The 25372-nt window shown below is 71.4% G+C and carries 28 protein-coding genes; 12 read left to right on the top strand and 16 right to left on the bottom strand.

Annotation, left to right across the window (positions count from 1 at the left end; all coding sequences use genetic code 11):
• Positions 1–7: 7 nt before the first annotated feature.
• Positions 8–1534, bottom strand: coding sequence for an aldehyde dehydrogenase family protein (locus OO69_RS10070; protein WP_033280129.1), 1527 nt, complete (start codon positions 1532–1534; stop codon positions 8–10).
• A 198-nt stretch (positions 1535–1732) separates the two neighbouring features.
• On the opposite strand from OO69_RS10070, the gene OO69_RS10065 reads away from it, so the two are divergent.
• Positions 1733–2698, top strand: coding sequence for a bifunctional helix-turn-helix transcriptional regulator/GNAT family N-acetyltransferase (locus OO69_RS10065; RefSeq protein WP_234444390.1), 966 nt, complete (start codon positions 1733–1735; stop codon positions 2696–2698).
• On the opposite strand, the gene OO69_RS10060 is transcribed toward OO69_RS10065, so the two are convergent.
• Positions 2681–3634 (bottom strand): LysR family transcriptional regulator, encoded by a 954-nt coding sequence (locus OO69_RS10060; protein WP_051800894.1) that lies wholly within the window; start codon positions 3632–3634, stop codon positions 2681–2683. The genes OO69_RS10065 and OO69_RS10060 overlap by 18 nt on opposite strands.
• Before the next feature lie 94 nt (positions 3635–3728).
• On the opposite strand from OO69_RS10060, the gene OO69_RS10055 reads away from it, so the two are divergent.
• Together OO69_RS10055 and OO69_RS10050 are read left to right on the top strand one after the other, a co-directional pair.
• On the top strand, positions 3729–5138 hold the full coding sequence (locus OO69_RS10055; RefSeq protein WP_033280126.1) for an MFS transporter: 1410 nt from the start codon (positions 3729–3731) through the stop codon (positions 5136–5138).
• Between the two features lie 42 nt (positions 5139–5180).
• On the top strand, positions 5181–5870 hold the full coding sequence (locus tag OO69_RS10050; protein WP_033280125.1) for a siderophore-interacting protein: 690 nt from the start codon (positions 5181–5183) through the stop codon (positions 5868–5870).
• Positions 5871–5905: 35 nt separating this feature from the next.
• Here the strand turns inward: OO69_RS10050 and OO69_RS10045 are convergent, their stop codons facing one another.
• The 6 genes from OO69_RS10045 to OO69_RS10020 form a co-directional block, all read right to left on the bottom strand.
• Positions 5906–6673 (bottom strand): hypothetical protein, encoded by a 768-nt coding sequence (locus tag OO69_RS10045; protein WP_033280124.1) that lies wholly within the window; start codon positions 6671–6673, stop codon positions 5906–5908.
• 157 nt (positions 6674–6830) lie between these two features.
• A complete protein-coding gene (locus OO69_RS10040; protein WP_033280123.1) occupies positions 6831–7820 on the bottom strand; it encodes a malate dehydrogenase in 990 nt (329 codons plus the stop codon).
• A 354-nt stretch (positions 7821–8174) separates the two neighbouring features.
• Positions 8175–9323 (bottom strand): helix-turn-helix domain-containing protein, encoded by a 1149-nt coding sequence (locus tag OO69_RS10035; RefSeq protein ID WP_033280122.1) that lies wholly within the window; start codon positions 9321–9323, stop codon positions 8175–8177.
• A gap of 94 nt (positions 9324–9417) precedes the next feature.
• Positions 9418–9879 carry a helix-turn-helix domain-containing protein gene (locus tag OO69_RS10030; protein WP_033280121.1) on the bottom strand — a complete coding sequence of 154 codons (462 nt, stop codon included), beginning with the start codon at positions 9877–9879 and terminating at the stop codon, positions 9418–9420.
• A gap of 255 nt (positions 9880–10134) precedes the next feature.
• On the bottom strand, positions 10135–10659 hold the full coding sequence (locus OO69_RS10025; protein ID WP_420707860.1) for a DUF3017 domain-containing protein: 525 nt from the start codon (positions 10657–10659) through the stop codon (positions 10135–10137).
• Positions 10649–11503 carry a bifunctional methylenetetrahydrofolate dehydrogenase/methenyltetrahydrofolate cyclohydrolase gene (locus OO69_RS10020; RefSeq protein WP_033280120.1) on the bottom strand — a complete coding sequence of 285 codons (855 nt, stop codon included), beginning with the start codon at positions 11501–11503 and terminating at the stop codon, positions 10649–10651. The genes OO69_RS10025 and OO69_RS10020 overlap by 11 nt, the downstream gene beginning before the upstream one ends.
• A 244-nt stretch (positions 11504–11747) precedes the next feature.
• Between OO69_RS10020 and OO69_RS10015 the strand changes: the two genes are divergently transcribed.
• The gene (locus OO69_RS10015; RefSeq protein ID WP_033280119.1) at positions 11748–12335 is read left to right on the top strand and encodes an RDD family protein; all 588 of its coding nucleotides are present in this window, start codon (positions 11748–11750) and stop codon (positions 12333–12335) included.
• A gap of 1 nt (position 12336) precedes the next feature.
• Here OO69_RS10015 and OO69_RS10010 read toward each other — a convergent pair whose 3' ends face one another.
• Complete coding sequence (locus OO69_RS10010) at positions 12337–13374, bottom strand: helix-turn-helix transcriptional regulator (RefSeq protein ID WP_051800893.1); 1038 nt, start codon at positions 13372–13374, stop codon at positions 12337–12339.
• Positions 13375–13469: 95 nt separating this feature from the next.
• Between OO69_RS10010 and OO69_RS10005 the strand changes: the two genes are divergently transcribed.
• Positions 13470–13844, top strand: coding sequence for a VOC family protein (locus tag OO69_RS10005; protein ID WP_033280118.1), 375 nt, complete (start codon positions 13470–13472; stop codon positions 13842–13844).
• Positions 13845–13852: 8 nt separating this feature from the next.
• Here the strand turns inward: OO69_RS10005 and OO69_RS10000 are convergent, their stop codons facing one another.
• The 4 genes from OO69_RS10000 to OO69_RS09985 are packed head-to-tail and all read right to left on the bottom strand — an operon-like array spanning position 13853 to position 15406.
• The gene (locus tag OO69_RS10000; RefSeq protein ID WP_033280117.1) at positions 13853–14116 is read right to left on the bottom strand and encodes a DUF397 domain-containing protein; all 264 of its coding nucleotides are present in this window, start codon (positions 14114–14116) and stop codon (positions 13853–13855) included.
• Between the two features lie 25 nt (positions 14117–14141).
• Positions 14142–14345 (bottom strand): DUF397 domain-containing protein, encoded by a 204-nt coding sequence (locus OO69_RS09995; RefSeq protein ID WP_033280116.1) that lies wholly within the window; start codon positions 14343–14345, stop codon positions 14142–14144.
• 25 nt (positions 14346–14370) lie between these two features.
• Positions 14371–14574: a DUF397 domain-containing protein gene (locus OO69_RS09990; protein WP_033280115.1), complete on the bottom strand. Its 204-nt coding sequence runs from the start codon at positions 14572–14574 to the stop codon at positions 14371–14373.
• Positions 14555–15406, bottom strand: a complete 852-nt coding sequence (locus OO69_RS09985; RefSeq protein ID WP_033280114.1) for a helix-turn-helix domain-containing protein — start codon at positions 15404–15406, stop codon at positions 14555–14557. Before OO69_RS09985 ends, OO69_RS09990 begins: the two co-directional genes overlap by 20 nt.
• A gap of 109 nt (positions 15407–15515) precedes the next feature.
• Between OO69_RS09985 and OO69_RS09980 the strand changes: the two genes are divergently transcribed.
• The 6 genes from OO69_RS09980 to OO69_RS09955 all read left to right on the top strand — a co-directional run bounded on the left by OO69_RS09980 (position 15516) and on the right by OO69_RS09955 (position 20092).
• Positions 15516–15725, top strand: coding sequence for a hypothetical protein (locus OO69_RS09980; protein ID WP_033280113.1), 210 nt, complete (start codon positions 15516–15518; stop codon positions 15723–15725).
• Positions 15722–16141, top strand: coding sequence for an ATP-binding protein (locus tag OO69_RS09975; protein WP_033280112.1), 420 nt, complete (start codon positions 15722–15724; stop codon positions 16139–16141). The genes OO69_RS09980 and OO69_RS09975 overlap by 4 nt, the downstream gene beginning before the upstream one ends.
• A gap of 97 nt (positions 16142–16238) precedes the next feature.
• Positions 16239–17006 (top strand): FHA domain-containing protein, encoded by a 768-nt coding sequence (locus OO69_RS09970; RefSeq protein WP_033280111.1) that lies wholly within the window; start codon positions 16239–16241, stop codon positions 17004–17006.
• On the top strand, positions 17003–18556 hold the full coding sequence (locus OO69_RS09965) for a protein kinase domain-containing protein (RefSeq protein ID WP_033280110.1): 1554 nt from the start codon (positions 17003–17005) through the stop codon (positions 18554–18556). The genes OO69_RS09970 and OO69_RS09965 overlap by 4 nt, the downstream gene beginning before the upstream one ends.
• A 94-nt stretch (positions 18557–18650) precedes the next feature.
• Positions 18651–19571, top strand: coding sequence for a hypothetical protein (locus OO69_RS09960; protein ID WP_033280109.1), 921 nt, complete (start codon positions 18651–18653; stop codon positions 19569–19571).
• 50 nt (positions 19572–19621) lie between these two features.
• A complete protein-coding gene (locus OO69_RS09955; protein WP_033280108.1) occupies positions 19622–20092 on the top strand; it encodes a hypothetical protein in 471 nt (156 codons plus the stop codon).
• Positions 20093–20170: 78 nt separating this feature from the next.
• On the opposite strand, the gene purH is transcribed toward OO69_RS09955, so the two are convergent.
• Positions 20171–21745, bottom strand: a complete 1575-nt coding sequence (gene purH / locus OO69_RS09950; protein ID WP_033280107.1) for a bifunctional phosphoribosylaminoimidazolecarboxamide formyltransferase/IMP cyclohydrolase — start codon at positions 21743–21745, stop codon at positions 20171–20173.
• Complete coding sequence (gene purN / locus OO69_RS09945) at positions 21742–22371, bottom strand: phosphoribosylglycinamide formyltransferase (RefSeq protein WP_033280106.1); 630 nt, start codon at positions 22369–22371, stop codon at positions 21742–21744. The genes purH and purN overlap by 4 nt, the downstream gene beginning before the upstream one ends.
• A 283-nt stretch (positions 22372–22654) precedes the next feature.
• Between purN and OO69_RS09940 the strand changes: the two genes are divergently transcribed.
• Entirely contained in the window at positions 22655–23419 is a 765-nt protein-coding gene (locus OO69_RS09940) for a hypothetical protein (RefSeq protein ID WP_033280105.1), read from the top strand.
• Position 23420: 1 nt separating this feature from the next.
• Here the strand turns inward: OO69_RS09940 and OO69_RS09935 are convergent, their stop codons facing one another.
• Positions 23421–25283 carry a DUF6350 family protein gene (locus OO69_RS09935; RefSeq protein WP_033280104.1) on the bottom strand — a complete coding sequence of 621 codons (1863 nt, stop codon included), beginning with the start codon at positions 25281–25283 and terminating at the stop codon, positions 23421–23423.
• Positions 25284–25372 lie beyond the last annotated feature (89 nt).

The raw sequence follows: 25372 nt of genomic DNA, 5'->3' as shown, positions 1-25372 counted from the left end.
GGGGGGCTCAGCCCGCGAACCAGCGGACCGGCTTCGGCGCCAGGTTCTGGTAGACGTGCTTGGCCTCGCGGTACTCGGCGAGTCCGGCGGGGCCCAACTCCCGGCCCACGCCGCTCTTTCCGAAGCCGCCCCACTCCGCCTGCGGGAGGTAGGGGTGGAAGTCGTTGATCCAGACGGTGCCGTGGCGGAGTCGTCCGGCGACGCGGCGCGCGCGGCCCGCGTCGGCGGTCCAGACGGCGCCCGCGAGGCCGTACTCGGTGTCGTTGGCGAGAGCGACCGCCTCGTCCTCGGTGCGGAAGGTCTCGACGGTGAGGACCGGTCCGAAGACCTCTTCGCGTACGACGGTCATCTCGCGGTGGCACTGGTCGAGGACGGTCGGCTCGTAGAAGTAGCCGGTGGCGGGCCGGGCCGCGGTCGGCTCGGGGCGCTTGCCGCCGGAGCGCAGCACCGCGCCCTCGGCGAGGGCGGCGGCGACGTACGACTCGGTCTTGGCGCGCTGCTGTTCGGAGACGAGCGGGCCGCACTCGACGCCGTCCTCGGTGCCGCGGCCGAGGCGGATCTTCTCGGCGCGGCGGGCGAGTTCGGCGACGAAGCGCTCGCGGACGGTTTCCTCGACGATGAGGCGGGCACCCGCGGAGCAGACCTGGCCGCTGTGGATGAAGGCCGCGTTGAGGGCCTGGTCGACGGCGGTGTCGAAGCCCTCCTCGGTGGCGCAGGCGTCGGCGAAGACGACGTTGGGGTTCTTGCCGCCGAGTTCGAGGGCGACCTTCTTCACGGTCACGGCGGCGGCCTGGGCCACCTTCGTGCCGCTGATCAGGCCGCCGGTGAAGGAGACGAGGTCGACGTCGGGGTGCTCGGCGAGCCGGGCGCCGACCGAGTGGCCCGGCCCGGTGACGATGTTGGCGACACCGGCGGGCAGACCTGCCTCGACGAGCAGGTCGATCAGGGCGATCGTCGTCAGCGGGGTGATCTCGCTGGGCTTGACGACGAAGGTGTTGCCGGCCGCGAGGGCGGGCGCGATCTTCCAACTCGCCTGGAGCAGCGGGTAGTTCCACGGGGTGATCAGCGCGCAGACGCCGACGGGCTCGTGCACGACGACGCTGTGCACCTCGGGCGTGCCCGCGTCGACGACCCGGCCGGGGGCCTCGCCGGCGACGAGGTCGGCGAAGTAGCGGAAGGCGTCGGCGACACAGTCGATGTCGACGCGACCCTCCTCTACGGTCTTGCCCGCGTCCCGGCTCTCCAGCAGGCCGAGCTCCTCGCGGTCGCGCACGAGGAGGTCGGCGACGCGGCGCAGCAGGGCGGCGCGCTCGGTGACGGGGGTGAGCGGCCAGGCCCCCTGACCGCCGTCGAAGGCGGCACGGGCGGCGGCGACGGCTATGTCGGTGTCCTTCTCGTCGCCCTCCGCGACCACGGCGAACGGCAGCGCGTCCGCGGGGTCGATGATCTCGCGCGTGGCGCCGGAGACCGCTTCGAGCCAGTCCCCACCCGCGTGAATGGTCTTCCCCGCCTGCTGTTCCGTGTTGTCGGCCATGATCGGTATTGCCTTCCGTTCCTGTTCAGCGCCCCAGCGTCACCTAACTGTCACTCTCGGGGACTGCGAGCGCCTGCCCGGGACGTCCGTATGCATGCGCAATCCGTGGCCGAAAGTGGGCCGAGCCACTGAACAGGGGGACAAAAGCCGCATCGCGACCGTGGACTCCTCGGATTCCTTTGACTAAAGTCAAAGAATATGGAGCCAGTCACGGAATCGACACCCGCTTCGGCACCCACACCCGCATCGGCACAGGCACCGGCAGAGGCCCCGGCACCGGTGACCGCGGAGGACGTAGCCGCCTTCCGGCGCTTCAACCGCTACTTCACCCGCCGCATCGGCGCCCTCGACGACCACTACCTCGGCCAGAACCGCCCCCTCGGCGAGGCGCGCCTGCTGTTCGAGATCGGGGACGGGGTCTCGCTGCGCGAACTGCGCGGCCGACTCGCCCTGGACGCGGGCTACTTGAGCCGGATGGCGAAGTCGCTGGAGGCGCAGGGCCTGGTGCGGCTGACCGTGCCGCCGCACGACACCCGGCTGCGCCTGATCGAGCTGACCGACGCCGGCCGCGTCGAGGTCGAGGAGCAGCACCGCCGTTCCAACGCGCTCGCCGCCGGCCTCCTCGCCACTCTCACCACACCCCAACGCGCCGAACTCACCCACGCGTTGGCGACCACCCGACGCCTCCTCCGCCTCGCCGGTATCACGGTCACCCTCGTCGACGGCGCCGCCGAGGACGCCCGCGCCTGCCTGGACGCCTACGCCGCCGACATCGACGCCCGGTTCCCGGAGGGCTTCGACAAGACGGATCTCGTACGGCCGGAGGAGGTCACCGGGGACGCGGGCGCGTTCTTCGTCGCGTACGAGGAGGGGCGGCCCGTGGCCTGCGGGGCGCTGCGGACCCTGGAGCCGGGCGTCGGCGAGATCCGGCACGTCTGGGTGCACCCCGACGCCCGCCGCCTCGGCCTCGCCCGCCGCGTCCTCACGGAGCTCGAACTGGCCGCCGTAGAGCACGAGTTCACTGTCGTACGGCTGGACACGCACGCGGCGCTCACGGAGGCGCAGGCGATGTACCGGGCGTGCGGGTACGCGGAGATTCCGGCGTACGTCGATCATGTCTACGCGGACCACTGGTTCGAGAAGCGGCTAGGCGACGGCGGCTGACCGGTCCCCCATCAACTCCCGCACGACACCCCGCAGCCAGGCGTGCGCCGGGTCGGCCTCATGACGCGGATGCCAGGCCAACCCCAGCGGGAGCGGGGGGAGTTCGAGGGGCACCTCGAAGGTGACCAGTCCGAACGCGGCGGCCATCGGCAGGCCCCAGGAGCTGGTCAGCCCGATCAGGTCGGTGTCGCGCAGCACGAACATCGAGGCGGGCAGGGTGCCGACGGAGCCCACCACCCGCCGTTCCAGGCCGAGTTCGGCGAGCGCGGCATCGACGGGACCGTGCAGCTTGCCGCGCCGCGACACGAGCAGATGGGACCCCGACTCGGCGAACCGCTTCGGGGTCAACTCCCCCTCCAGCAGCGGATGTCCGGCCCGGACGATCCCGACCATCCGGTCCTCGTACAGGGTCTCCACACGCACCTCGGGCGCCGTGGAGTCGATGACCCCCACCTCCAGGTCGGCGGTCCCCTGCCGCAGGAACGGCGCGTCGACATGGCTCTCGGACAGAAACCGGATGCGGATGCCGGGCGCCTCCTGGGCGGCGCGCGCGAACAGGGCCGCGCCATACAGGGCGGCGATCGCGTCGTGGCCGAGGATCGTGAACGTACGGGTGACGGTCCTGAGGTCGGCGTCCCGGCCCGGAGCGAACAGCGCACGCGCCCGCTCCACCACCGCGCTCACCTCCGCCCGTACGGCCAGCGCGTGCGGGGTGGGCACCATCCGCCGCCCGGCCCGGACCAGCACGGGATCGCCTAGCGCCTTGCGGATGCGGCCGAGCGTGCGGCTCATCGCCGGTTCGGAGAGATGCAGCCGGTGCGCGGCGCGCTGCACGCTCTGCTCCTCCAGCAGCACGTCCAGGGCGACCAGCAGATTGAGATCCAAGCCCCCTGAGCTGCCGGAACTCCCGGAACTCGCGGATTGCGTCACACGCATTCTCCCCTTGCAAAGGTTGCACTGGAAAGCAGGTCACTGCCGAGCCTACGGTGACAGGGCACCCCACACCACACCGAAGCTCCCCGGAGGAGCCATGCCCCCGCCTGCCCTGAAGCGCTCCACCCTCCTCACCCTCTGCGCCTGCGTCCTCGTCGCGCAGAGCATGGTCGCCGCCATCAACCTCCTCATCCCGCAGCTGAGTTCGTCCTCCCTGCACCCCTCGCACACCGAACTGCTGTGGATGGTCGACGCGTACGTCATCGTCTTCGCCGGACTCCTCATCCCGGCCGGCGCGCTCGGCGACCGGCACGGCCGCAAGGGCGCGCTGCTCGCCGGGCTCGCCCTGTTCGCGGCGGGCGCCGCCACCAGCGCGCTCGCGCAGAACCCGGCGACGCTGATCGCGGGCCGCGGCCTGTCCGGCGCGGGCGCGGCACTCATCACGCCCGCGACGATGTCGATCCTCGTGCACCTGTCCGCCCCGGAGAACAGGGCCCGCGCCATGGGCAGTTGGACCCTCGCGCTCGGCCTCGGCGGACTCGCGGGCAACCTCGGCGGCGGCCTGGTCGGCCAATTCCTGTCCTGGCGCGCCCTGTTCGGGGCGATGGTCCCACTGGCCGCCCTGCTCGCCCTCGCGGTCACCCTCACCACACCCCGCACGGCACGCTCCGCGCACAGCAACCTCGACCCCACCGGCACCGCCCTCCTGACCACCGGCCTGGTCGCGCTCCTCTTCGGCATCATCGAGGGCCCGGCCTACGGCTGGACCTCCCCGCGCATCATCACGGCCTTCGCGGCGGCCGCCGTACTGATCGCCGCCTTCACCGTCCACGCCCTGCGCTCCCGCACCCCGCTCCTCGACCCGCGCGTCTTCACCTCCCCCACCCTCCGCGCGGCCACCCTCGGCACGGCCACCGGCTTCTTCGGCCTGTTCTCCCTCTTCTACGTCAACTCCCAGTACCTGCAAGGAATCAAGGGCTACGGTGCCGCCGTCACCGGCGTCGCGATCGTGCCGCTGACGATCGGCATGGCCCTCGTCCCGAAGCTCGCCGTCCGCTGGGCACACCACCCCCGCCCGGTCATCGGCACCGGTCTCGCCCTCATCGGCCTGGGCCTGCTCGGCGCGTCCACCGCCGACGCGGGCACCCCGTACTGGACGTACGCCTGCTGGCTGCTGGTGATCTCGGCGGGCACCGGGCTCTCCATGCCCGCGCTCACGGTCGGCGTCGTCACCTCGCTCCCACCGCACCAGGCGGGACTCGGTTCCGGCCTGGGCACCTCGGCCCGCGAACTCGGCGCGGCCCTGGGCGTGGCGGTCACCGGCACGATCCTGGCCGCCCACCCCGACCTCGCCCACGGCATTGCCCCGGCGCTGCGCACGGTCGCCCTGATCGTCCTCGCGGCCACCGCGGTCGTGATCGTCGGACACCGCGACCGCAGGACCACCACACGCACTATCGCGTCCGACGAGAAACGCGTACTATCGCGTCCAGCCCGCCACTCCTGATCGCCAACTCCCCACACGAGCACCCCAGTTGAGGAGCCCCCTGTGCCGTCCGCCCTCCTGAACCCCGTCCTCGACCTGGTCACCCTCCGGGCCACCGTCACCACCGCCGAACCCATCACCGCCCGCATGCGCCGCCTGCGCATCGAGAGCGACACCCTCGCGGGTCTCGACGTCCGCCCCGGCCAGCAGGTCCGTGTCCTGGTCACCGGCCTGACCCTGCGTACGTACTCGATCTGGCGCTACGACCCGTCCGGCACCGTCGAGTTGTGCGTGCTGGACCACTCCGAGGACGGACCCGGGACCCGCTGGGGGAAGAGCGTCGGCACCGGCGACCAGGTGCGCCTGCGCAAGCCCGAGGGCACCTTCACGCTCCGCCCCGACGCCTCCCACCACGTCTTCGTCGGCGAGGAGACGGCCTCGGTCGCCTTCGGCGCGATGCTGGCCGCGCTGCCCGAGGAGGCTCGGGTCTCCGGTGTCGTGGAGACGGAATCGGCGGCGGACCGGCTGCCGCTGGCCCACTCCGACCGCCTCAACTGGCTGACCAGGGGCGGGACTTCACTCCCGGGCGCGGTGCAGGACCTGGCCCCCGAGCCCGGCGGCATCGCGTACGTCGCCGGGGAGGCCCGTACCGTGCAGCACGTCCGGCAGGTGCTCGTACGGGAGTTGGGCTGGGACCGGCGCTCGGTCCTCACGAAGCCGTTCTGGGCGCCGGGGAAGCGGGGGCTGGAGTAGGAACCCGCCCCCGCCCAAGGGCAGTTCGCGCCCGACTAGCGGCAGTTCGCGCCCGCCGGGCAGAAGGAATCCACCGCCGCGGTGAGCGGGCCCCTGACCAGCGCGGGATCGAGGGACTCGGGGCCACTGGACCGGACCGCGTAGAGCGAGCCGCCCGCCGCCTCGAAACGACGGTCGATCACCCGGCGCGCACCCTCGCCCCGACCACCGTCGTAGCGATAGGTGAGTTCCGCCCAACTGGGGCCGGTGGCACGGTCGATGACCTGGTAGCCGGGCTGGCGGACGAAGCCGTAGCCGGGGTCGTTCTCGGCGAGGTCGAGGGACTCGGCCGGGGAGTCCTCCGAGACGCGGAAGATCTGGAGGCGGCGGGTGCCGTCCGGGGAGCCGTAGGTGACCACCGGGGCCTTCGCGCCCTGCCGTTGGGTACGGGTCCAGCCCCGGGGGACGTCGACCGTGTAGCCGGCGGGGTCCTCGGCTGTGCGGTACGCCGATGCCGACCGGGTCACGCCCGCACTCTCACCCGCACCCACCTTCGCGCGGCCGTGCGTGACGTACCAGACCCCTCCCCCGGCACCCGCGCCCAGCACCACCGCGAGAGCCACCGCGAGGACCAGCCGCCAGGCGCGACGGCCGGAAGCGGGCGCAAGAACCGGCGCGGGAACGGGAGTTGGAGCCGGTGGTGACACCCACGCCGGCGCGGTCAGCGAGGTCTGCGTCTCCGCCGTGGACCACACCGACCAGGGCGCCTGTCCGCGCTCCTCACTCGGCCCGTGCCCGGCCGCGAAACGATCCCAGTCACTCATCACGAACCCCCCGAATCACCCACCACGTACCTCTTCCGAAGTTAGCGGCGGAAACAGGAAACGGGCCCCGCTCCGGCCGTAACCGGAACAGGGCCCGCGCAAGCCCGTGACAGAGCCGTCGAGAACGGCCCCGCAGGTAACTACATGAGGCCGATGACTAGATCAGGCCGAGCGAGCGGACCGCCTCGCGCTCCTCCTCCAGCTCCTTCACCGACGCGTCGATGCGGGCGCGGGAGAACTCGTTGATGTCCAGGCCCTGGACGATCTCGTAGACGCCGTCCTTCGTGGTGACCGGGAAGGAGGAGATGAGGCCCTCGGGGACGCCGTAGGAGCCGTCCGACGGGATGCCCATGGAGGTCCAGTCGCCGTCCGCCGTGCCGTTGACCCAGGTGTGGACGTGGTCGATCGCGGCGTTCGCGGCGGAGGCCGCCGAGGACGCGCCGCGGGCCTCGATGATCGCGGCGCCGCGCTTGGCGACGGTCGGGATGAAGTCGTCGGCGAGCCACTGCTCGTCGTTCACGGTCTCGGCGGCGTTCTTGCCGGCGACCGTGGCGTGGAAGATGTCGGGGTACTGGGTGGCCGAGTGGTTGCCCCAGATGGTCAGGCGCTTGATGTCGGCGACCGTGGTGCCCGTCTTCTTCGCGAGCTGGGTCAGCGCGCGGTTGTGGTCCAGGCGGGTCATCGCGGTGAAGCGGTCGGCCGGTACGTCCGGGGCGGCGGCCTGCGCGATGAGCGCGTTCGTGTTGGCCGGGTTGCCGACGACGAGGACCTTGATGTCGTCCGCGGCGTTGTCGTTGATGGCCTTGCCCTGCGGCTTGAAGATGCCGCCGTTCGCGGAGAGCAGGTCACCGCGCTCCATGCCCTTGGTGCGGGGGCGGGCGCCGACGAGGAGGGCTACGTTCGCACCGGCGAAGGCGACGTTCGGGTCGTCCGTGATGTCGATGCCCTGAAGGAGCGGGAAGGCGCAGTCGTCGAGCTCCATCGCCGTGCCCTCGGCGGCCTTGAGCGCCGGGGTGATCTCCAGGAGACGCAGCTTGACCGGCACGTCCGCGCCGAGCAGCTGGCCGGAGGCGATACGGAAGAGCAGGGCGTAACCGATCTGGCCGGCCGCGCCGGTGACGGTGACGTTCACGGGAGTGCGGGTCATGGCGTTCTCCGTTATGACAGCTGGCGGTGGGGCGGCACTGCCCCGGGGTGCGGGACGTACAAATGATCGATCTCTTGGCGTCAAGAGATCCACCGGTCAGGCTATCGCGCATCCGCGATCCCGGACTCCCGGGTCCGTGTGGCCCACCCCACAGCGCCGGGTCCTGCGCATGGGAAACGCGGACCGGGGCACACAAAAGGCGGCCGTCCGGCTCGGGAGAGGAACACCGGACGACCGCCGTGGGGGGAACCGGGGGTCCGGAATCCCGTGGGGGTACTTTCCGCCTGCCCCCGATCCGGAGCGGTCATTCCGCACGTACACAGAATCCCCACAAACGGTCGCCGCACGCGCGGACTACGTGGTGCACCCCTTCTGCCCCGACGCCAGCGTCACGCACGCCTTCGCCTCGCCGGCGTCCTTCACGGCCACCATCGGGGTGTACGCGATGGCGTCACCGGACGCGGTGATGCTGTCGGTCTCCTTGGCAGTCCCCGCGCTGACCTGCACGGAGTCCCCCGCCACGCCCGTGGTGATCCGGCCCCAGGCGGCGCCGCAGGTCTTGCTGTAGCGGACCTCGACGACGGTGGTCCCGACGGTCGCGGTCTTGGCGGTGGTCACCGCGCCCGCCTCCGTCGTGCAGCCCATCGCCTCGGCGTCCTTGCCGGTGCAGCCGGCGCCCACGCACTTCACTCCGGCGGGCAGGTCGGGGTTCGCGCTGACGGACGGCGCGGCCGAGGTGTGCTTGGCGGCGGCCTTCTCGCCCCCGCCGCCGTTGTTCGTGAACAGGAACACCGCCGCGATCACGACCAGCACCCCGAGGACCCCGGCCCCGAACATCAGTGCCCGGCGCTTGGCACCGCCCACACCGTCGGGCCGTGCGGGGCGAGGCGGCTGCGGCGGTTCGCTGTTCGGGACCGGCGTCTCGGGCCGGGGCGTCACGGCGGCGGCCTCGGCACCCGACTGCTTCGGTGCCGAATACCCCGCCATCCCCCACGAGTTGGCGACCTTCGAAGGACCTTCCCGTACGTCGCTGTCGGGCGCCGCCGGCTGTGGCGGCACCGTCGGCGACACTCCCGCCGGGCCCGCGATCCCCGGGGTCGCGGTGGCACTGCCGCCACCCTTGCGGGCCGACTTGCCGCCCTTCGCGGGTGCCGCCGGTGTCGTGGGTGCCGGGGCCGCCCCGAACTCCCCCAGCGCCGCCCGCGCCTGGGAGACCCGGATCGCCTCCATGGTCATGTCGTGCCGCATCTCCGAGCGGCTCCAGGAACGCTCGGCGAGCTCCCACATCGTGGTGAGATGAACGGGATTGGTGCCGGTGACCTCGGCCAGGGCGATGATCGCGCCCTTCGGTGCGAGGAGCCGGCCGTTGAGGTAACGGTCCCAGGACGTCTTGCTGTAGCCCGTGCGGTCGGCCACCGCCGCGATGCTCAGGCCGCTGCGGTCGACGAGCCTGCGCAACTGGCTCGCGAACTCCCTGACCTGCGGATCGAGTTCATCCGGCAAGGCCCTCCAACGAGGCATTGCTTTCCCCCCTCTGCCCTGAATTGCCCACGCTAACGCGGTTGTTGGTCGGCTTCGTTGCATATCCGCAAACTTGTCAATACATCGACACAAGGACCACGACTCCCACGACAGCGGTGAGGAGCAGGAGAAGCAACAGCACCAGCGCGTACCGGAGCAACCGTCCCCCGGGCCCGCGCTCCGGTTCCCCGGGCGGGGTGTCCCACCACGGAAGGGTGGGATCGTCCCGGTACCCGTCCCCGCCGTCCGCCCGTTCGGGGACCGGCACCTGCCGGGGCCACGCCTGGACCGCCAACTCCCAGCGCACGCCGATGCGTTCGGGGTCGGCGTCGGCGACCCGGCACAGGGCGAGCACGGCCTGTCGGGGCGGGGGCTGGGTGGCGTTGAGATAGCGGTGCCAGGAGGACTTGCTGTACGCGGTGCGGGCGCCGAGGGCCACCAGGCTCAGGCCGGTGCGGTCCTTGAGGAGGCGCAGCTGTTCCACGAAGTGCCGTACCTCCGCCGGCAGTTCGTCCGGCAGCGGCTGCCAGCCGCGCATCGCACCTCCCCGGTGTCCCCCGTGTCCCCTTGCGCCCGCTCCGAGCGAAATGACGACACCGGAAGGGGAACGGTTCCCTCGTCGCCGGGCGGTGCGGAGCGCGTAGCGAAACGGTCACCTCCGTGCCACAGCGCGCTGACAGCTATTGAGCCGCGCCCCCGCCGGGCGCCACGGTGAACACAGACGGCGGCGCGTCCTTGCTCGGGGGAGGGGACGGGCCGCCGTCGTGTGTGGCGAACTGCGCTACGCCGTGGGCTAGTTGCTGTTGACCGTGTAGTGCAGCGTGTCCTTCAGGTACGGGATCGTCAGCCACGGCTTGGGCTGCGCCATCAGCGCCAGCAGGACGATCGCGAGGCCGAGGATCGCGTAGGTGACGATGTCGGTGAAGCGGGAGCGTACGGCGAGCATGCCGACGTCCGGCATGACCCAGCGCAGGACTGCGCCGGCCAGCAGCGCGGCGCCGATCAGCAGGATGCCGTAGCGGAAGACGTCGAAGGCGGTCAGGAGGAGGCCGAGGCCGACCGTGCCGAGGACGGCGAGGATCGGCCACTGGCGGGCCGGGGCCGGGGCGTCGCGCGGGGCGGCCCGGCCGCCGCCCTCGGGGCGCGCGGTGTCGCGGGTGAAGAGGGGGAAGCGGCGGGTGGCGCGGCGCGGTTTCCCGTCGGCGTCGGGCGCGCTGACCGGGTCCGTGACCTCGATGTCGTCCGCGCTCTCGGTGTCCTGAGCGTCCTGGATGTCCTGGGTGCCCTCGGTCTTGCCGGGGTTGCTGTCAGGCGACACTGCGCTCCGCCGCCTCGACCACGTTGACGAGCAGCTGGGCGCGGGTCATCGGGCCGACCCCGCCGGGGTTCGGGGAGATCCAGGCGGCCACCTCGGCGACGCCGGGGTGGACGTCGCCCACGATCTTGCCGTCGGCGTTGCGGGAGACGCCCACGTCGAGGACGGCGGCGCCCGGCTTCACGTCCTCGGGACGGATCAGGTGGGCGGAACCGGCGGCGGCGACGATGATGTCGGCGCGCTTGAGGTGCGAGGAGAGGTCACGGGTGCCCGTGTGGCACTGGGTCACGGTGGCGTTCTCGCTGCGCCGGGTGAGGAGCAGCGGCATCGGGCGGCCGATGGTGACACCGCGGCCTACGACCACGACCTCGGCACCCTTGATCTCCACGCCGTAGCGGCGGAGCAGGGTCAGGACGCCGTTCGGGGTGCAGGGCAGGGGGGCGGGCTCGTTGAGGACGAGGCGGCCGAGGTTCATCGGGTGGAGGCCGTCGGCGTCCTTGTCCGGGTCCATCAGTTCGAGGATGCGGTTCTCGTCGATGCCCTTGGGGAGCGGGAGTTGGACGATGTACCCGGTGCAGGTGGGGTCCTCGTTCAGCTCGCGTACGACCGCCTCGATCTCCTCCTGGGAGGCGGTGGCGGGCAGCTCGCGCTGGATGGACGCGATGCCCACCTGGGCGCAGTCCCGGTGCTTGCCGGCGACGTACTTCTGGCTGCCGGGGTCGTCCCCGACCAGGATCGTGCCGAGGCCGGGCGTGACGCCCTTCTCCTTCAGCGCCGCCACGCGGGCGGTCAGATCGGACTTGATCGCGGCTGCGGTGGCCTTGCCATCGAGAATCTGGGCGGTCATGGACCCATCCTCGCGGATGACGCCCTCCGGGTTCCAATCCGGGTACACCCCGGGTGTATCGCCATGATCACTGATGTTGCACTTACACAACACCTATGGAATGCCGCTGGACAAAATCCAGCCTCGGCTAGAACGATGAACGCCGCAGTACTGCGGTAGGTGTTGGGGGGCAAACCGCTCATCTCGTGACGTACCTCCGCGCAATCCGCATCGTCCCCGCATTGCCGACGGAGGAAATCCCGCCATGAGTTACGACCCGAACAATCCCTACGGGCAACCTCAGCAGAACCCCCAGCAGGGCTACGGCCAGCCCCAGGGCCAGCCCGGCTACGGCTACCCGCAGGGCGCGCCCCAGGGTGTCCCGCCGCAGCAGGGTTACGGCTACCCGCAGCAGCAGCCGGCCTACCCCGGGTACCAGCAGGCGGGTTACGGCGCGACCCCGCCGTACGCGAACTGGGGCCAGCGGTTCCTCGGCACGCTGGTCGACTGGCTCATCCTCGCCGTGCCGTACGTCCTCTACATCGTCGGCATGACCAGCAAGAACGGCGCGCTGCTGGCCATCGGCGCCCTCCTCGTCCTCGGCGTCTTCATCTGGCAGCTGATCCGCGAGGGCCGCACCGGCCAGACGGTCGGCAAGCAGGCGCTCGGCATCCGCCTGGTCCGCGAGAGCGACGGCCAGCCGCTCGGTGTCGGTATGGCGTTCGTCCGCCGCCTCGCCCACTTCGTGGACGCGATCGCCTGCTACATCGGCTTCCTGTGGCCGGCGTGGGACGCGAAGCGCCAGACGTTCGCGGACAAGATCTGCGGCACGATCGTGATCCGCACCCAGTAATTCACCGGGCAGCCCTGCCGACTCGCCGGGTTGTGGCTTTTTCCGGGGCCGTGTCACCACGTGGTGGCACGGCCCCGGGGCGTTTCTCCGGCGCGTGGTGGTGGGCGAGGTCGGTGGCGAGGTCGTGGAGGTGGGCCCTGGCTTCGGTGGGGCCGTGCACAGTGATGGCGCTCCCGAACGGCAGCAGTGCCCGCACGTCCTCCAGCCGCGGGAAGCGGATCGTCACCTTGTGGCCCGTGGCGGATTCTTCATGGTCGTCCCGGACGAGTCGTTGGCCGAAGATCCGTTGCGCTCGCTCGATCTGGCTCTGGTCGATGGTGGCGCTGACCTCTGTCGCGTACTCGTGCTCCCACTGATCCATGAGCGCCGCGGCGACGGTGGCCAGGGTCTGGCTCTCGCGGATCCGTCGTGGCCGGTCGACTTCCTCCCACGTCGTGATCCGTTCGAGTCGGTACATCCGCGGCACGCGGGCGCGGTCGGCGACGAGGTACCAGGTGCCGGCCTTGGCCAGCAGCCCGTAGGGATCCACGACGAGGTCGCGTGGGCATGACTCGCGCGGGCTGTCGTACGCGATCCGTAGCCGGCGGCCTCGCCGGACCGGGCCGATCAGCGAAGCCGGAGCCGGGCCGGAGGCCCGTGTCTGGAGCCAGGGACGGCTGTCCACGTGCACCACATCGGTGAGCGGCAGAAGCTCCTGACCTCCACGTGACTGTGCGGCCATGACCTTGGAGAGCGCGCGCCGGCTCTCGGCCGACGCGTCGAGCTCCGCGCGCTGCCTCTCGTCCAGCCCGGTGAGCGACAGCTGATCACGCTCGCCCGGCGTGAGCCGCGTGAGGTCGGGCCCGGCCCCGGGCAGCATGGTCACGCCTCCGAGGCGGCCCCGTTGCGCGGTCACCGGCAGTCCGGCGTCGCGGAGCCAGTTCAGGTCCCGGGTGATGGTCCGAAGGGACACCCCGAGCGCCGAGGCGAGTTCCTGAGTGGTCACCGCGTCCCTCGATCCGAGGAGCAGCATCAGGGAGAAGAAGCGGTCCGGGGTCACCCGCCAAGTTTTTCAGGAATTGCGACACGATACGGCGCACATCCCGGCCAGGCTGGTGGACGCGTACCCACCGGGACCTGGGAGAAGGAACATCCATGACCACATCCGTCGTGTCCATCGTCTACGTGAACGACGCTCCCGCCGCAGCGCGCTTCTACGGCGGCCTCCTCGGCATGAGCCCCTCGTTAGAGACGCCGGGATACATCACCTTCGACCTCGGGCCGGGCGCCGATCTCGCCCTGTGGTCCGGCCAGTTCGAGGACCTGTCCCCGGACGTCCCCCGCACCAGTGAGGTCTGCCTGGCCGTCAACAGCGGACCCGACGAGATCGACGAGATCGACGAGATCTTCAAGCGATGGCAGGCCAAGGGCGTCACGATCCTGCGTGAGCCTCACGACGCGGGCTTCGGACTGACCTTCGTCGCAGCCGATCCCGACGGGAACCGCATCCGCGTCGCACCCCGGGACTGACACCCGTCCTAGGCAGCACCGGCCCAGCCGACGAAGGGCGCCCACGCGGGGGCGGGAATGAGGAGGGCGGGACCGTCCGGGACCTTGGAGTCACGGACGGGGACGAGGCCGGGGAGGTCGTCGCGGACTTCGACACACTCGCCGCCGGAGCCGTTGCTGTAGCTGCTCGCGCGCCAGAGGCCGGCGACCTCGACGCACTCGCCGCCCGTGCCATTGCTGTAGCTGCTCCTACGCCACACCGCAGTGCTCAAGTCAGGCTCTGTGCTTGCCATTTCCGTCATCCTCCGAGATAGATGGCTACGCAGTACCGGCCCAGTCGACGAAGGGCACCCACGCGAGAGCGGGAATGAGCAGTGCCGGACCGTGCGGGACCTTGGAATCCCGCAGGGGGACGACACCGGGGAGATCGTCGCGGACCTCGACGCAGTCACCGCCGGAGCCGTTGCTGTAGCTGCTCTTACGCCACACCGCAGTGCTCAAGTCAGGCCCTGTGCTTGCCATTTCCGTCATCCTCCGAGATAGATGGCTACGCAGTACCGGCCCAGTCGACAAAAGGCGCCCACGCGGAAGCAGGAATGAACAGCGCCGGACCGTCCGAGACCTTGGAATCCCGCACGGGGACGACACCGGGGAGATCGTCGCGGACCTCGACGCAGTCACCGCCGCTGGCGTTGCTGTAGCTGCTCTTGCGCCACACCGCAGTGCTCAAGTCAGGCCCTGTGCTTGCCATTTCGGTAGTCCTCCGCCGTCTGCTCGATCATGTTCAGGGACGTCTCCGGCGCCAGTGCCGCGGCCCTGAGCAGATCGTACGACCTGCGGTAGTCCTTCACGAGGGCCGGATAGTCGATCAGTTGGCCGCTGTGCAGACCCTCCGTGTACACCACCGGCGGTGCGTCCGGAAAGGTCATCACCTTGATCATGCCCATCATCATCGGGTAGGCCACCGCCGTTTCCGGAAGGATCTGCAGAACGCCCTGCGTGGAGCGGACCACCTGCGCGATGTGCTCCAACTGTGCTGCCATCTCCTCGGGCGACACCAGCGGCTTGCGGATCAGCTCCTCGCGCACGATCGCCCAGAACGACGGGCGTTCCTCCCGCTGCCAGAGTTTCGCACGTGTCATGCGCGCCGTGACCTGCTTGTCGACGGTCTCAGGCCGCAGCCACGGCAGACCTGTCTGCACGACCTTCAAGGCGTACGCCTCGGTCTGCAACAGCCCCGGAAGCAACGTCGGCGCCCACTCTTCGATCGACTCCGCATGCTTCTCCATCTCCGCGACATCCGCGAAGTACTCCGCATGCCCCGACCGCTTCGCCTTCCGCGCGTCTTCACAACGCCGCTCGAAAAAGCCATCCGTACCGAGCCGCTTGTCGACATGGCGGGCCAGGTCCAACGGCATTCGCCGCTCACCCCGCTCGATCAGGCTCAGAAACGGGATGCCGCGAAAGCTTCCCTCCGCCAACTGTTCGAGCGTCAGGCCCGCCGCCTCCCTCCTGAAGCGCAACTCCGCGCCGTAGAAGGAGGGGACATTCGCCGACGCGTCGGTGTCCTTGCGTGGGGGCACAACTCACCACCGCCTTTTGCCAGTTCCCGGGTGCAACCCAAACCACTGTCACGGTACGAGACTTCGCGCCACTCTGTGAGCAATTCGTCACAGAGAGAGGCAGCCGGAAATGACCAGCCCCTACTCCCACGAGGCCAACGCCGAAGTGGCCGACCTCCAAGCCGCGTTGAAGGCACACGGGATCACCCTCCCCTCCCTCGGCCTCGACCTGGCCTCCGTCGTCCAGACCTACGGCCCCCCGCTCGTCGAACTCGGCAACTGCAACCTCGACACCGCCAGGGCCCTCACCGCCGCCCTCCGCAAGGCGGCCGGCCGGTGACTCCGCTCGTCCTCGAACTCCTCGCCGCCCCCCACATCGTGCCGGAGGCCCGCCGTGCCGTACGCGAGCACCTCGGCGTCCCGTGTCCCGAAGTCCAGCTCTGCGTCAGCGAGTTGCTGACCAACGTGATCAAGCACCTGGGCGAGGGCACCCCGGTGACCCTGACAGTGGCCCACACCGACGGCCGTACCCGAATCGCCGTCACGGACCCGGAACCGTACGCCTGGCTCGTCCTCCGCACGGCCGGGCCTCGCGACGAGAGCGGTCGCGGGCTCGTGCTGCTGGATGCGCTCGCGACGCGGTGGGGCGTGGAACAGGGGCCCGAGGGCAAGACGGTGTGGTGCGAACTCCCCCCGCCCGAGCCCGACTTCACCCCCGGAACCCGCCCCGCCCCACTGAACAGTTCGCGCCAATAAGAGCCGGGGCCCGGGCCTTGGCCGCCGAAGGGGGACACCGGCCCGGTACGTCGCCCTACCCTGGCACGGGTAGCTGTCGGGCACGGGGAGACGCACCTTGTACAGCATCGTCGTGGTACCTCCGCCCATCTCGGAGGACGAGCGAAACCGCACCCAGCACCGGCTCGCCCCCGGTGAGCGGATCACCTTCGGACGTGCCGGGTGCGGCGCCGACCTGCCGATCGCGCACGAGGGCGTCTCGCGCCGGGCGGGTGAGATCGGCGCCCAGGGCGCGTTCTGGACGCTCAGCAACCTCAGCCGGGAGCAGACGTACGTCGTCGAGAACCCGGAGGGCGCGGGCGAGCACATCAAGGTCGGACCGGGGCGGCTGGACGCCCCCGTTCCCTTCGAGTTCTCGCGGATCGTGCTGCCCGCCGCCGGTGACCTGCTGCCCATCGAGGTGTGGGCGCCCCGCCACGACTACCTGCACGCGGAGGCCGGTGGCGACAACGCTGTCGGCGACACCACCGCGCCCGCGTTCTCCGTCGACCGCACCAAGCGCTACTTCGCGGTCCTCGCCGCCCTGTGCGAACCCCGCCTGCGCGGCGACCCGCACGCCCCGCTGCCGACGGTCGACCAGGTCGTCGACCGGCTGCGCCCCAACTGGCCCGCCGCGTCCCGCACTTCGGTCCAGTGGAACATCGACTACCTGGCCGTGAAGCTGCGTCTGAAGCCCGGCCCGGACGAGGCCGACCAGGGCCCGCGCCTCAACGGCAAGAAGGAGTCCCTGGTGTCGCTGGCACTCCGCTTCGACCTCGTCCGGGAGCACGACCTGCTCGTCCTCGCCGCCGCACCGACGGACCGGTTAGGCCGGTTGGCGCGGTGAGCGAGCCGTACGCCGTCGACGTCCCCCGGGGCTACCGCGTCGGCGTGTGGGAGGTGCGGGCACCGATCGCCACGGGCGCGTTCGGCAGCGTCTACGAGGCCCGCCGCACCGCCGATGTCGTCGGCGAGGATCTCCCCCGTACCGCCGCCCTGAAGTTCCTGCCGACCGGTACGGGCACCCCGCGCCAACTCGCCCATCTGCGCGAACTCGTCGAGCGCGAGGTCGAGTTGCACCGGCGCCTGAAGAGACCCCGGCTGATCCGGATGTACGACACCCTCACCGTCGACGACCCGTCCCGCCCCGCCCTCGACGGCGCCACCGTGCTCGTACTGGAGAAGGCCGAACGGTCACTGGCGTCCCTGCTGTCCGGCACCCCGCGCCCCGACACCGGGCCCCTCCTCCTCGCGCAGATCTGTGAGGGGCTGGCCCAGCTGCACCGCGCGGGCTGGGTGCACGGTGACCTGAAACCGGCCAACGTCCTGCTGATGAAGGACGGTTCGGCCCGGCTCGCGGACTTCAACATGGCGGCGGAGCTGGAAGGCACGCACGCGTACACCCCGGCGTTCTCCACCCCGGACTACACACCCCCCGAAGTCCTCTGGTCGGAGATCGACGAACGCGGCCGCCGGATCCGCCCCTCCGCCGATGTCTGGGCCTTCGGTGTCCTGACCCACCTGGTCCTCGCCGACTCCTTCCCGCTCCCCGGCACCACCCCGGCCGCCCGCCGGGACGCGGCCGCCGCCTACGCCTCCGGCACCGACGAGTTACGCCTCTCCCCCGAACTCCCCGACGCCTGGCGGGAGATCGTCCGCGCCTGCCTCACCCGCACCCACGCCGACCGCGTCGACACGGCCGCCCTGCTGCGCCGCGTCGAGTCGGCGGCCGGCACCGGCACCCCGCCCCGGCTGCCGCGCGGCCTGTTGCCGCGGCGCCGCCGGACCGCCGTGACCGTCGGCTCGGTGCTCGCCACGGTGGCCGTCGCCGCCGCCGGGTACGGCATCAGCCACTGGGCCGGCACGGGCACGACCCCGGACGCGAAGAGTTCGGCCTCCGTCTACGGCGCCTCCGAACTCCGCACGGACAAAGGCGTCCCGGTCCAGTACCGCCGGATGATCGTCGACGCCGCCCACCAGTGCGCCCTGCCCGAGGTCACGCCGGCCCTCGTCGCGGCGATGCTGAAGACCGAGAGCAACTTCGACCCGGACCTCTCCGACCCGTCCGTGCCGGGCGGCGGCGAGTACGGCATCGCCCGCTGGACCCCGGCCGTCCTGCGCTGGTGGATCCGCGCCGACGGCATCCCGGCCTCGGCGACCCCGGCCCCGCCCCTGACCCCGGCCCAGTCGATCCCGGCCATGGGCCGCTACCTGTGCTTCATCGACAGCGGGCTGAAGTCCACCCTGCCCGGAGACCGGCGCGTGCTGATCGCCGCCGCCTACCGGACCTCGTACAAGAAGGTGAACGACACGGGCGGCGTTCCCCCGAAGAACCGTGCCTACGCCGCCCGTGTCGCGCACTACCTCAAGGAGTACACGCCTCCCGCCGGGACGTGACCCTGAGAGTTCCGAGGTACCCCGCGCCGCCCGCGTGCCCCACGGTGTGAGTGCCGCCCAGGACGGGGCGGCGGGGGAAAAACGGGGGCGTGTCATGAAGCGTGCGTTCGCTTCGCTGTGTGCGGCCCTGGCGGTGACGGGGACCGTCGTGACCGGATGCGGTCACGGCCCGGACTCCGGCACCCCGGGGCCGGCCACCGCGGTACCGCGGCCACTGACTTGGCAGCAGGAACTCCGGATCGGCGACGCCCAACAGCGCCTGACCAGGCGGTGCATGAACAGCCACGGGTTCGCGTACTGGGAGGACCGCACGCTGACCCTGCGCGAGAGCATGCCGGTGCGGTACGTCCAGGACGACGTGGCGTGGGCCCGCCAGTACGGCTACGGCGGCCGCATCGAGGCGCGGCAGGACCGGCTGCGCCTGCACAACCCCATCGCGGCGTACCGCCAGAGCCTGTCCGCCACGCGCCGGGCCGCCTTCGACAAGGCGCTCGACGGCGGCGACGACGTACAGGTCCTCTCGGCTCAACTCCCCGGCGGCCAGGAGGTCCGCACCCGGCTCGGCGGCTGCACTAAGGCGGCCGAGAAGGCGCTCTACGGCGACCCCGCCGACTGGTTCCGCGCCTCGAAGACCGCGACCGGCCTGCCCGCCCTGTACGACGAACAGCTGCTGCGCGACCGGCAGTTGACCACCGCCGTGACCGCCTGGTCCCGGTGCGTGAAGCGGGCCGGGCTCTCCTATGCCGACCCGCAGGCCGCCCGGGACGCGGTGCGGGAGAACACCGCCCGCCTGGGCGCCGGCGGCGCGGAAAAGGCGTTCGCGACCGAACGGAGGACCGCGGCCGCCGACGCCACGTGCGCCCGCGCGACCTCCCTGAAGACCGTGGCCACGGCCCGGGAGACGTACTACGTCGACCGGCTGCCCGGCCGCTACGGCGAGGCGCTGGACACCTACCGGCGCCTTGAGCGGCAGGCGTACGACCGGGCGGTACGGATCGTGCCGCAACGCGCCTGACGCACAGCAGCAGATCTGTAGCACCCACACGAGAACAAGGGGGATCCACCATGCGCAAACTCGCCATCGCGGCGGCCGTCGTCGGCCTGACCGCCCTGGGGCTCGGCGTGCCCGCCACGGCCGCCCAGGCGTCCGACACCGGCGCCCAGGTCACCGGCTGCAACAACAAGTGGCCGGGCCGCAACGGCAACGTCTACGCCTGGGACGGCCTGGACTGCCAGGGCACGCTCCTGGGGTCGACGGCCGGCAACGACAGCGACTGGAACGCGGCGGGCGGCGGCTTCACCGGAGTCTGGGACCGGGCGTCGTCCGTCATGAACGCCGGCTACACCGGCGGCAACGACGTCGTCCAGTTCTGGTACCTGGCCGGCTACGGCGGCGGTTACGCCTGCCTGTCCCCGAACGAGTACTTCGCGGACAACCTGAGCGACAACCACTTCAGCAACGGCTTCGTCGTGGACAACAACATCCGCTCCCACAAGTGGGTGACGTCCGCGTCCTGCTCGGTCTGGCTCACCTGATCCACCGCACGAACGACGGGGCTCCCGCACAGGTCGACCTGTGCGGGAGCCCCGTACTCCTGGCGCGTGCGCGACCCGTCAGTGGAAGAAGTGCCGCGTCCCCGTGAAGTACATCGTGACGCCCGCCTTCTTCGCGGCCTCGATCGTCAGCTCGTCGCGGAGCGAACCGCCGGGCTGGACAACGGCCTTGACGCCCGCCTCGGTCAGGACCTCGAGCCCGTCCGGGAACGGGAAGAACGCGTCCGAGGCCGCGAACGACCCCCGGGCCCGCTCCTCGCCCGCCCGCTCGACGGCGAGCTTCGCGGAGTCGACGCGGTTGACCTGGCCCATGCCGACGCCGACCGAGGCACCGTCCTTGGCCAGCAGGATCGCGTTGGACTTCACCGCGCGGCAGGCCTTCCACGCGAAGGCGAGGTCGGCGAGGTCGGCCTCGGAGAGCGCGTCGCCCGTCGCCAGCGTCCAGTTGGCCGGGTCGTCGCCGTCGGCCTGGAGCCGGTCGGTGACCTGGAGCAGGACGCCTCCGTCGATCGGCTTGACCTCGACCGCGTTCGACGGACCGGCCGGGGTCTTCAGCACCCGGAGGTTCTTGCGCTTGGCGAGGATCTCCAGCGCGCCCTCCTCGTAGTCGGGCGCGACGATGACCTCGGTGAAGATCGGCGCGACCTGCTCGGCCAGCTCCTTCGTCACCGGTCGGTTGACCGCGATCACCCCGCCGAACGCCGACAGCGGGTCACACGCGTGCGCCTTGCGGTGCGCCTCGGCGACGTCCGAACCGATCGCGATACCGCACGGGTTGGCGTGCTTGATGATCGCGACACAGGGCTCTTCGTAGTCGTACGCGGCACGGCGGGCGGCGTCCGTGTCCGTGTAGTTGTTGTACGACATCTCCTTGCCGTGCAGCTGCTCGGCCTGCGCGAGACCGCCACCGCTGCCGTCGACGTAGAGGGCTGCGGGCTGGTGCGGGTTCTCGCCGTAGCGCAGGGTGTTCTCGCGCTCCCAGGTGGCACCCAGGAAGTCGGGGAACTGCGACTCGTCCACGGGCGCGTACTCGCTCGCGAACCAGCTCGCCACCGCCACGTCGTAGGCCGCCGTGTGCTGGAACGCCTCCGCCGCGAGCCGCTTGCGGGTGGAGAGGTCGAAACCGCCGTTCTGTACGGCGTTCAGGACGTCGGCGTAGCGCGCGGGGCTGGTGACGACCGCGACCGACGGGTGGTTCTTGGCGGCGGCGCGGACCATCGACGGGCCGCCGATGTCGATCTGCTCGACGCACTCGTCGGCGGACGCGCCGGAGGCGACCGTCTCCCGGAACGGGTACAGGTTGACGACCACCAGGTCGAAGGGGGCCACGCCCAGCTCGTCGAGCTGCTGACGGTGGCTCTCCAGGCGCAGGTCGGCGAGGATGCCGGCGTGCACCTTGGGGTGCAGGGTCTTGACCCGGCCGTCCAGGCACTCGGGGAAGCCGGTCAGCTCCTCGACCTTGGTGACGGGGACACCGGCGGCGGCGATACGGGCGGCGGTGGAACCCGTGGAGACGAGCTCCACGCCCGCCTCGTGCAGGCCGCGGGCCAGCTCCTCCAGGCCGGTCTTGTCGTAGACGCTGACGAGCGCGCGACGGATGGCCCGCTTGCCGCTCTCGATGTTCTCGGCGGTCACTGGATAACTACCTTTCGTCCCTCAATGCGATAGCCGTTGCGGGCGAGCCGCCCCACGACATCGACGAGCAGCGTGCGCTCGACTTCCTTGATGCGCTCGTGCAGAGCGCTCTCGTCGTCCTCGTCCCGGATCTCGACCACGCCCTGAGCGATGATCGGCCCGGTGTCGACGCCGTCGTCGACGAAGTGGACGGTGCAGCCGGTGACCCGGGCGCCGTACGCGAGCGCGTCCCGTACGCCGTGGGCTCCCGGAAAACTGGGCAGCAGGGCGGGGTGCGTGTTCACGACCCGGCCGCCGAAGCGGGCCAGGAACTCCTTGCCCACGATCTTCATGAACCCGGCCGACACGATCAGATCGGGCTCGTGGGCGGCGGTGGCCTCGGCGAGGGCCGCGTCCCACTCCTCACGCGTCCCGAAGTCCTTCACCCTGCACACGTAGGTGGGCAGTCCGGCCCGCTCGGCACGGGCGAGGCCCTCGATGCCCTCGCGGTCCGCGCCCACAGCCACGATCTCGGCTCCGTACGCCTCGGTGCCGGCGGTCTCGACGGCGTCGAGGAGCGCCTGCAGATTCGTACCGGATCCGGAGACCAGCACGACGAGGCGCTTGGCCACGGGCTTGGCGGCCACGGCGGGGCCCTTTCTCGGGGGAGCGTGTCGTCAGGTCGACTCGTGCGTTCATACGAATGCTTCGCGCCCTGGGATACGGGGAAGTCTACGAAGCGGCCGACCGTCAGCAACGATACCGGCACACCGGACAGCCCCCACGGGACGGGGGCGTGGCCGGAAGGTAGCGTCTGCGGAGAGCGGGTCCGGGAACGCGCTTGTCGTGCGACGCGTTCACGGACTGACAGCTCATCTCGGAGAGACGTATCCACAAAGACGTATCCATCAAGGGGAAGACGCTCATTTGATGCCGGACCGCAGTCTGCGACTTCTCACGTTCCCGCCGCAGTCCGTGCTGCTCCGGGAGCGGCCCTCGTCGCCGCCCGACGCGCCCTCGGACGGGAAGAGCGGTGCGGGGCAGGACGACAATCCCTTCGCGCCGCCGCCCGAGGGCACCCCGGACCGGCCCTGGCAGCCGCGGCGCCCGGAGTCCGGCGAGGACGGCGACGCCCCGCAGGGTGACGGCGGTCACTCGCCGTGGGGCAGTCAGTGGAGCGACCGGCAGCCGGGGCGTTCCTCGGGCAACTTCGGCGACCGGCCCGGCGGCCCCACCGGACAGAGCGGCCCCGAGGGCCCGGGCAACGGCGGCCCCCGCCAGGGCGGCATGCGCTGGGACCCGACGGACCCGGCCCAGCGCCGCGCGCGTTACGCCCTGCTGAGCGGTATGTGGGCCTTCTTCTTCGTCCTCTTCGGCTGGCCGTACGTGTCCCTGCTGCTCGGCTCGCTGGCCCTCTACTGGGGCGGCAGCGCCCTGCGCGCCAAGTCCCCCACGCCGAACCCGGACACCCCCGCGGTGCCCGACACACAGGCCCGCCCGCAGACGACGGCGGCGATCAGCGGCCTGGTCACCGCGTCCCTGGCGATCGCCCTGGTGGCCGCGATGTTCGTCGCGCAGCTGGTCTACAAGGACTACTACACCTGCGCGAACGACGCCCTCACGAACCAGGCCAAGCAGTCCTGCAACCAGCTGCTGCCGAAGGAGCTGCGGGGGTTCCTGGGCACCGCCGACTGACTCAACCCACCGGCGGTTCCGGCTCGTCCGTGTGTTCCGCGGGTTCCGGTGGCGTGGACGACGTGGACGCCTCCCTCAAGGCCGCCCAGCGGGCCTCGCGGGAGGCGTCGTCGTACCAGGGGGTGGGCGCCAGCTCCGACGGCACGTCGACGGGCAGGAAGTCGTACGGGTCGAACGTGGGGTCGTGGTCGTAGGCGATGTACGGCTGATCGACGGGGGCCTGCGCCGGGACGGGTACGGGGACCGGCTGCTGCGGCTTCTTCGGCTTGCGGGTGAACCAACCCCGGCCGACCGCGAGCGGCCGCCGGAACCAGGGCACCGGGTCGCCTGCGACGGGGGTGGGGGCAGGGACGGGGGCGGGGGCGACCTCGGCTTCCCTCGGCTTCCCGATCGTCGGTACCGACACCCGCCGTTCCCGCAGCCGCCACGCGCGCAACCCCAGCGCCGTAGGCACCGCCACCGCCGCGATCCACGCCAGCGCCGCTCCCCCGATCTGCCACCACACCGGCCCGAACCGTGCCAGCGCGGCACTCCCGAGCGGCCCCCCGGACAACTCCGCGAGCAGACCCAGCGCTACGGCGCAGAGCGCGGCGGCGAGCAGGGCGGTGGCGGCGGTGCGGCCTTGCGCCCAAGGGGCGTGCGCGGAGGGGGCGTTGGAGGAGGAGGAGGTGTGCACGGAGGAGGCGTGCGGCGGCTGTTGGCGGAGTCCGGCGCCGGCCGCCTTCCGCTTCTGATCCTCCGTCAACTCGCCTGCTCCATCGCCCCGTTGACGCGCGGAGCCGCCCACCGCGACCCGGGCCACGAACCACCCCACCATCACGGCGGCAGCCACCGGCACCAGTCCGGCGAGCCAGTTCAGCGGGGTTCCGGTGCCCGCGTCCGGGACCGCCGCGAGGAGGGGGAAGGGCGGGAGGAGCGGGGCCGGGGCCGAGGAGAGGGGGGCGACCGTGTGGTGGACGCCGAGGGCGAAGCCGGGGCCGAGGCCGTAGGACGCGGACCACACCGCCGCGTTCGGGATCAGCGCGAGGCAGAGCAGCAGGACGGCGAACCGGCCCGACATCCCCTCCGTCAGCTGGAGGAACGACGTCCGGGCGGCACCGCCGTGCCAGACCAGGGACGCGCCGAGCAGCAGCGCGCCGCCCCCGACGAGCACCGCCGCACCGAGTCCCGCCGCGCGCACCGCGGTACCGATACGTGCCCTCGACTCACGGGCCTCCGGGCCGAGGACGAGCCGTCGCAGCCCGGCCGGCAGGTGGATCAGCACGCTCAGCACGGGTTCGCGCGGGCGGCCGTACGCCGTCCACACGCCGGAACCGGCCGCGCCCGCGGCGAGCAGCGGCAGACAGACCGCGGTCCAGCTCCAGGAGGGGGAGAGTTCGCCGCCGGACGCGTAGAGGGCGGCGGCGGTGCCGACGGCGAGGTAGCCGAGGGCGACGCCGGTCCAGGCGGTGCGGGCGGCGATCAGAGGCGGGGCATCGGAGTCGTCCTCGCCGTCGCTCCCGCCCAGCACCGCGTGCCGGGCCGCGCGGTGCAGCAGCCACAGGGGCAGGGCGAGGAGGAGCAGCGGGGTGACGCCCACGGGGGCGGGGACCCCGGAGAGCGTGTCGGCGCGGACGAGTTCGACGCCGTGCGCAAGGAGCCACAGGGCGGCGGCCATGTGCAGGGCGCCGCCGGGCCCGCTGTCGGGGTACGGCGAGCTGATCCAGAGCACCATCACGAGCACCGCGAACGAGCCGAGCCCGAGCCCGGCCGCGACCGCGCCACCCAACAGGCTGGCGGCCAGTCCGGGGGATCGGTCGCGCATCCGGGTGAGCAGGGGCGACAACAGCGCTCGGCGGTGGGTCATCGGCATCACGCCCGCCATGCTCCCAACGACACGCGCTTTATCGTCGTAACAGGCGAACCTCGGAAGTGTCGCTCAATATACGTTTATGTACTTTTTCGTACGAAGGG

It is taken from the genome of Streptomyces sp. NRRL F-525 (genome assembly GCF_000716605.1).
Classification (GTDB): domain Bacteria; phylum Actinomycetota; class Actinomycetes; order Streptomycetales; family Streptomycetaceae; genus Streptomyces.
This window is presented reverse-complemented; position numbering and strand designations above follow the sequence as displayed.

Excerpts from the sequence above, each read along its gene's own strand:
- OO69_RS10070 (WP_033280129.1), bottom strand. The coding sequence starts at position 1,534 with ATGGCCGACAACACGGAACAGCAGGCGGGGAAGACCATTCACGCGGGT.
- OO69_RS10065 (WP_234444390.1), top strand. The coding sequence starts at position 1,733 with ATGGAGCCAGTCACGGAATCGACACCCGCTTCGGCACCCACACCCGCA.
- OO69_RS10060 (WP_051800894.1), bottom strand. The coding sequence starts at position 3,634 with ATGCGTGTGACGCAATCCGCGAGTTCCGGGAGTTCCGGCAGCTCAGGG.
- OO69_RS10055 (WP_033280126.1), top strand. The coding sequence starts at position 3,729 with ATGCCCCCGCCTGCCCTGAAGCGCTCCACCCTCCTCACCCTCTGCGCC.
- OO69_RS10045 (WP_033280124.1), bottom strand. The coding sequence starts at position 6,673 with ATGAGTGACTGGGATCGTTTCGCGGCCGGGCACGGGCCGAGTGAGGAG.
- OO69_RS10040 (WP_033280123.1), bottom strand. The coding sequence starts at position 7,820 with ATGACCCGCACTCCCGTGAACGTCACCGTCACCGGCGCGGCCGGCCAG.
- OO69_RS10030 (WP_033280121.1), bottom strand. The coding sequence starts at position 9,879 with ATGCGCGGCTGGCAGCCGCTGCCGGACGAACTGCCGGCGGAGGTACGG.
- OO69_RS10020 (WP_033280120.1), bottom strand. The coding sequence starts at position 11,503 with ATGACCGCCCAGATTCTCGATGGCAAGGCCACCGCAGCCGCGATCAAG.
- OO69_RS10015 (WP_033280119.1), top strand. The coding sequence starts at position 11,748 with ATGAGTTACGACCCGAACAATCCCTACGGGCAACCTCAGCAGAACCCC.
- OO69_RS10005 (WP_033280118.1), top strand. The coding sequence starts at position 13,470 with ATGACCACATCCGTCGTGTCCATCGTCTACGTGAACGACGCTCCCGCC.
- OO69_RS10000 (WP_033280117.1), bottom strand. The coding sequence starts at position 14,116 with ATGGCAAGCACAGAGCCTGACTTGAGCACTGCGGTGTGGCGTAGGAGC.
- OO69_RS09995 (WP_033280116.1), bottom strand. The coding sequence starts at position 14,345 with ATGGCAAGCACAGGGCCTGACTTGAGCACTGCGGTGTGGCGTAAGAGC.
- OO69_RS09990 (WP_033280115.1), bottom strand. The coding sequence starts at position 14,574 with ATGGCAAGCACAGGGCCTGACTTGAGCACTGCGGTGTGGCGCAAGAGC.
- OO69_RS09980 (WP_033280113.1), top strand. The coding sequence starts at position 15,516 with ATGACCAGCCCCTACTCCCACGAGGCCAACGCCGAAGTGGCCGACCTC.
- OO69_RS09960 (WP_033280109.1), top strand. The coding sequence starts at position 18,651 with ATGAAGCGTGCGTTCGCTTCGCTGTGTGCGGCCCTGGCGGTGACGGGG.
- OO69_RS09955 (WP_033280108.1), top strand. The coding sequence starts at position 19,622 with ATGCGCAAACTCGCCATCGCGGCGGCCGTCGTCGGCCTGACCGCCCTG.
- OO69_RS09940 (WP_033280105.1), top strand. The coding sequence starts at position 22,655 with ATGCCGGACCGCAGTCTGCGACTTCTCACGTTCCCGCCGCAGTCCGTG.
- OO69_RS09935 (WP_033280104.1), bottom strand. The coding sequence starts at position 25,283 with ATGGCGGGCGTGATGCCGATGACCCACCGCCGAGCGCTGTTGTCGCCC.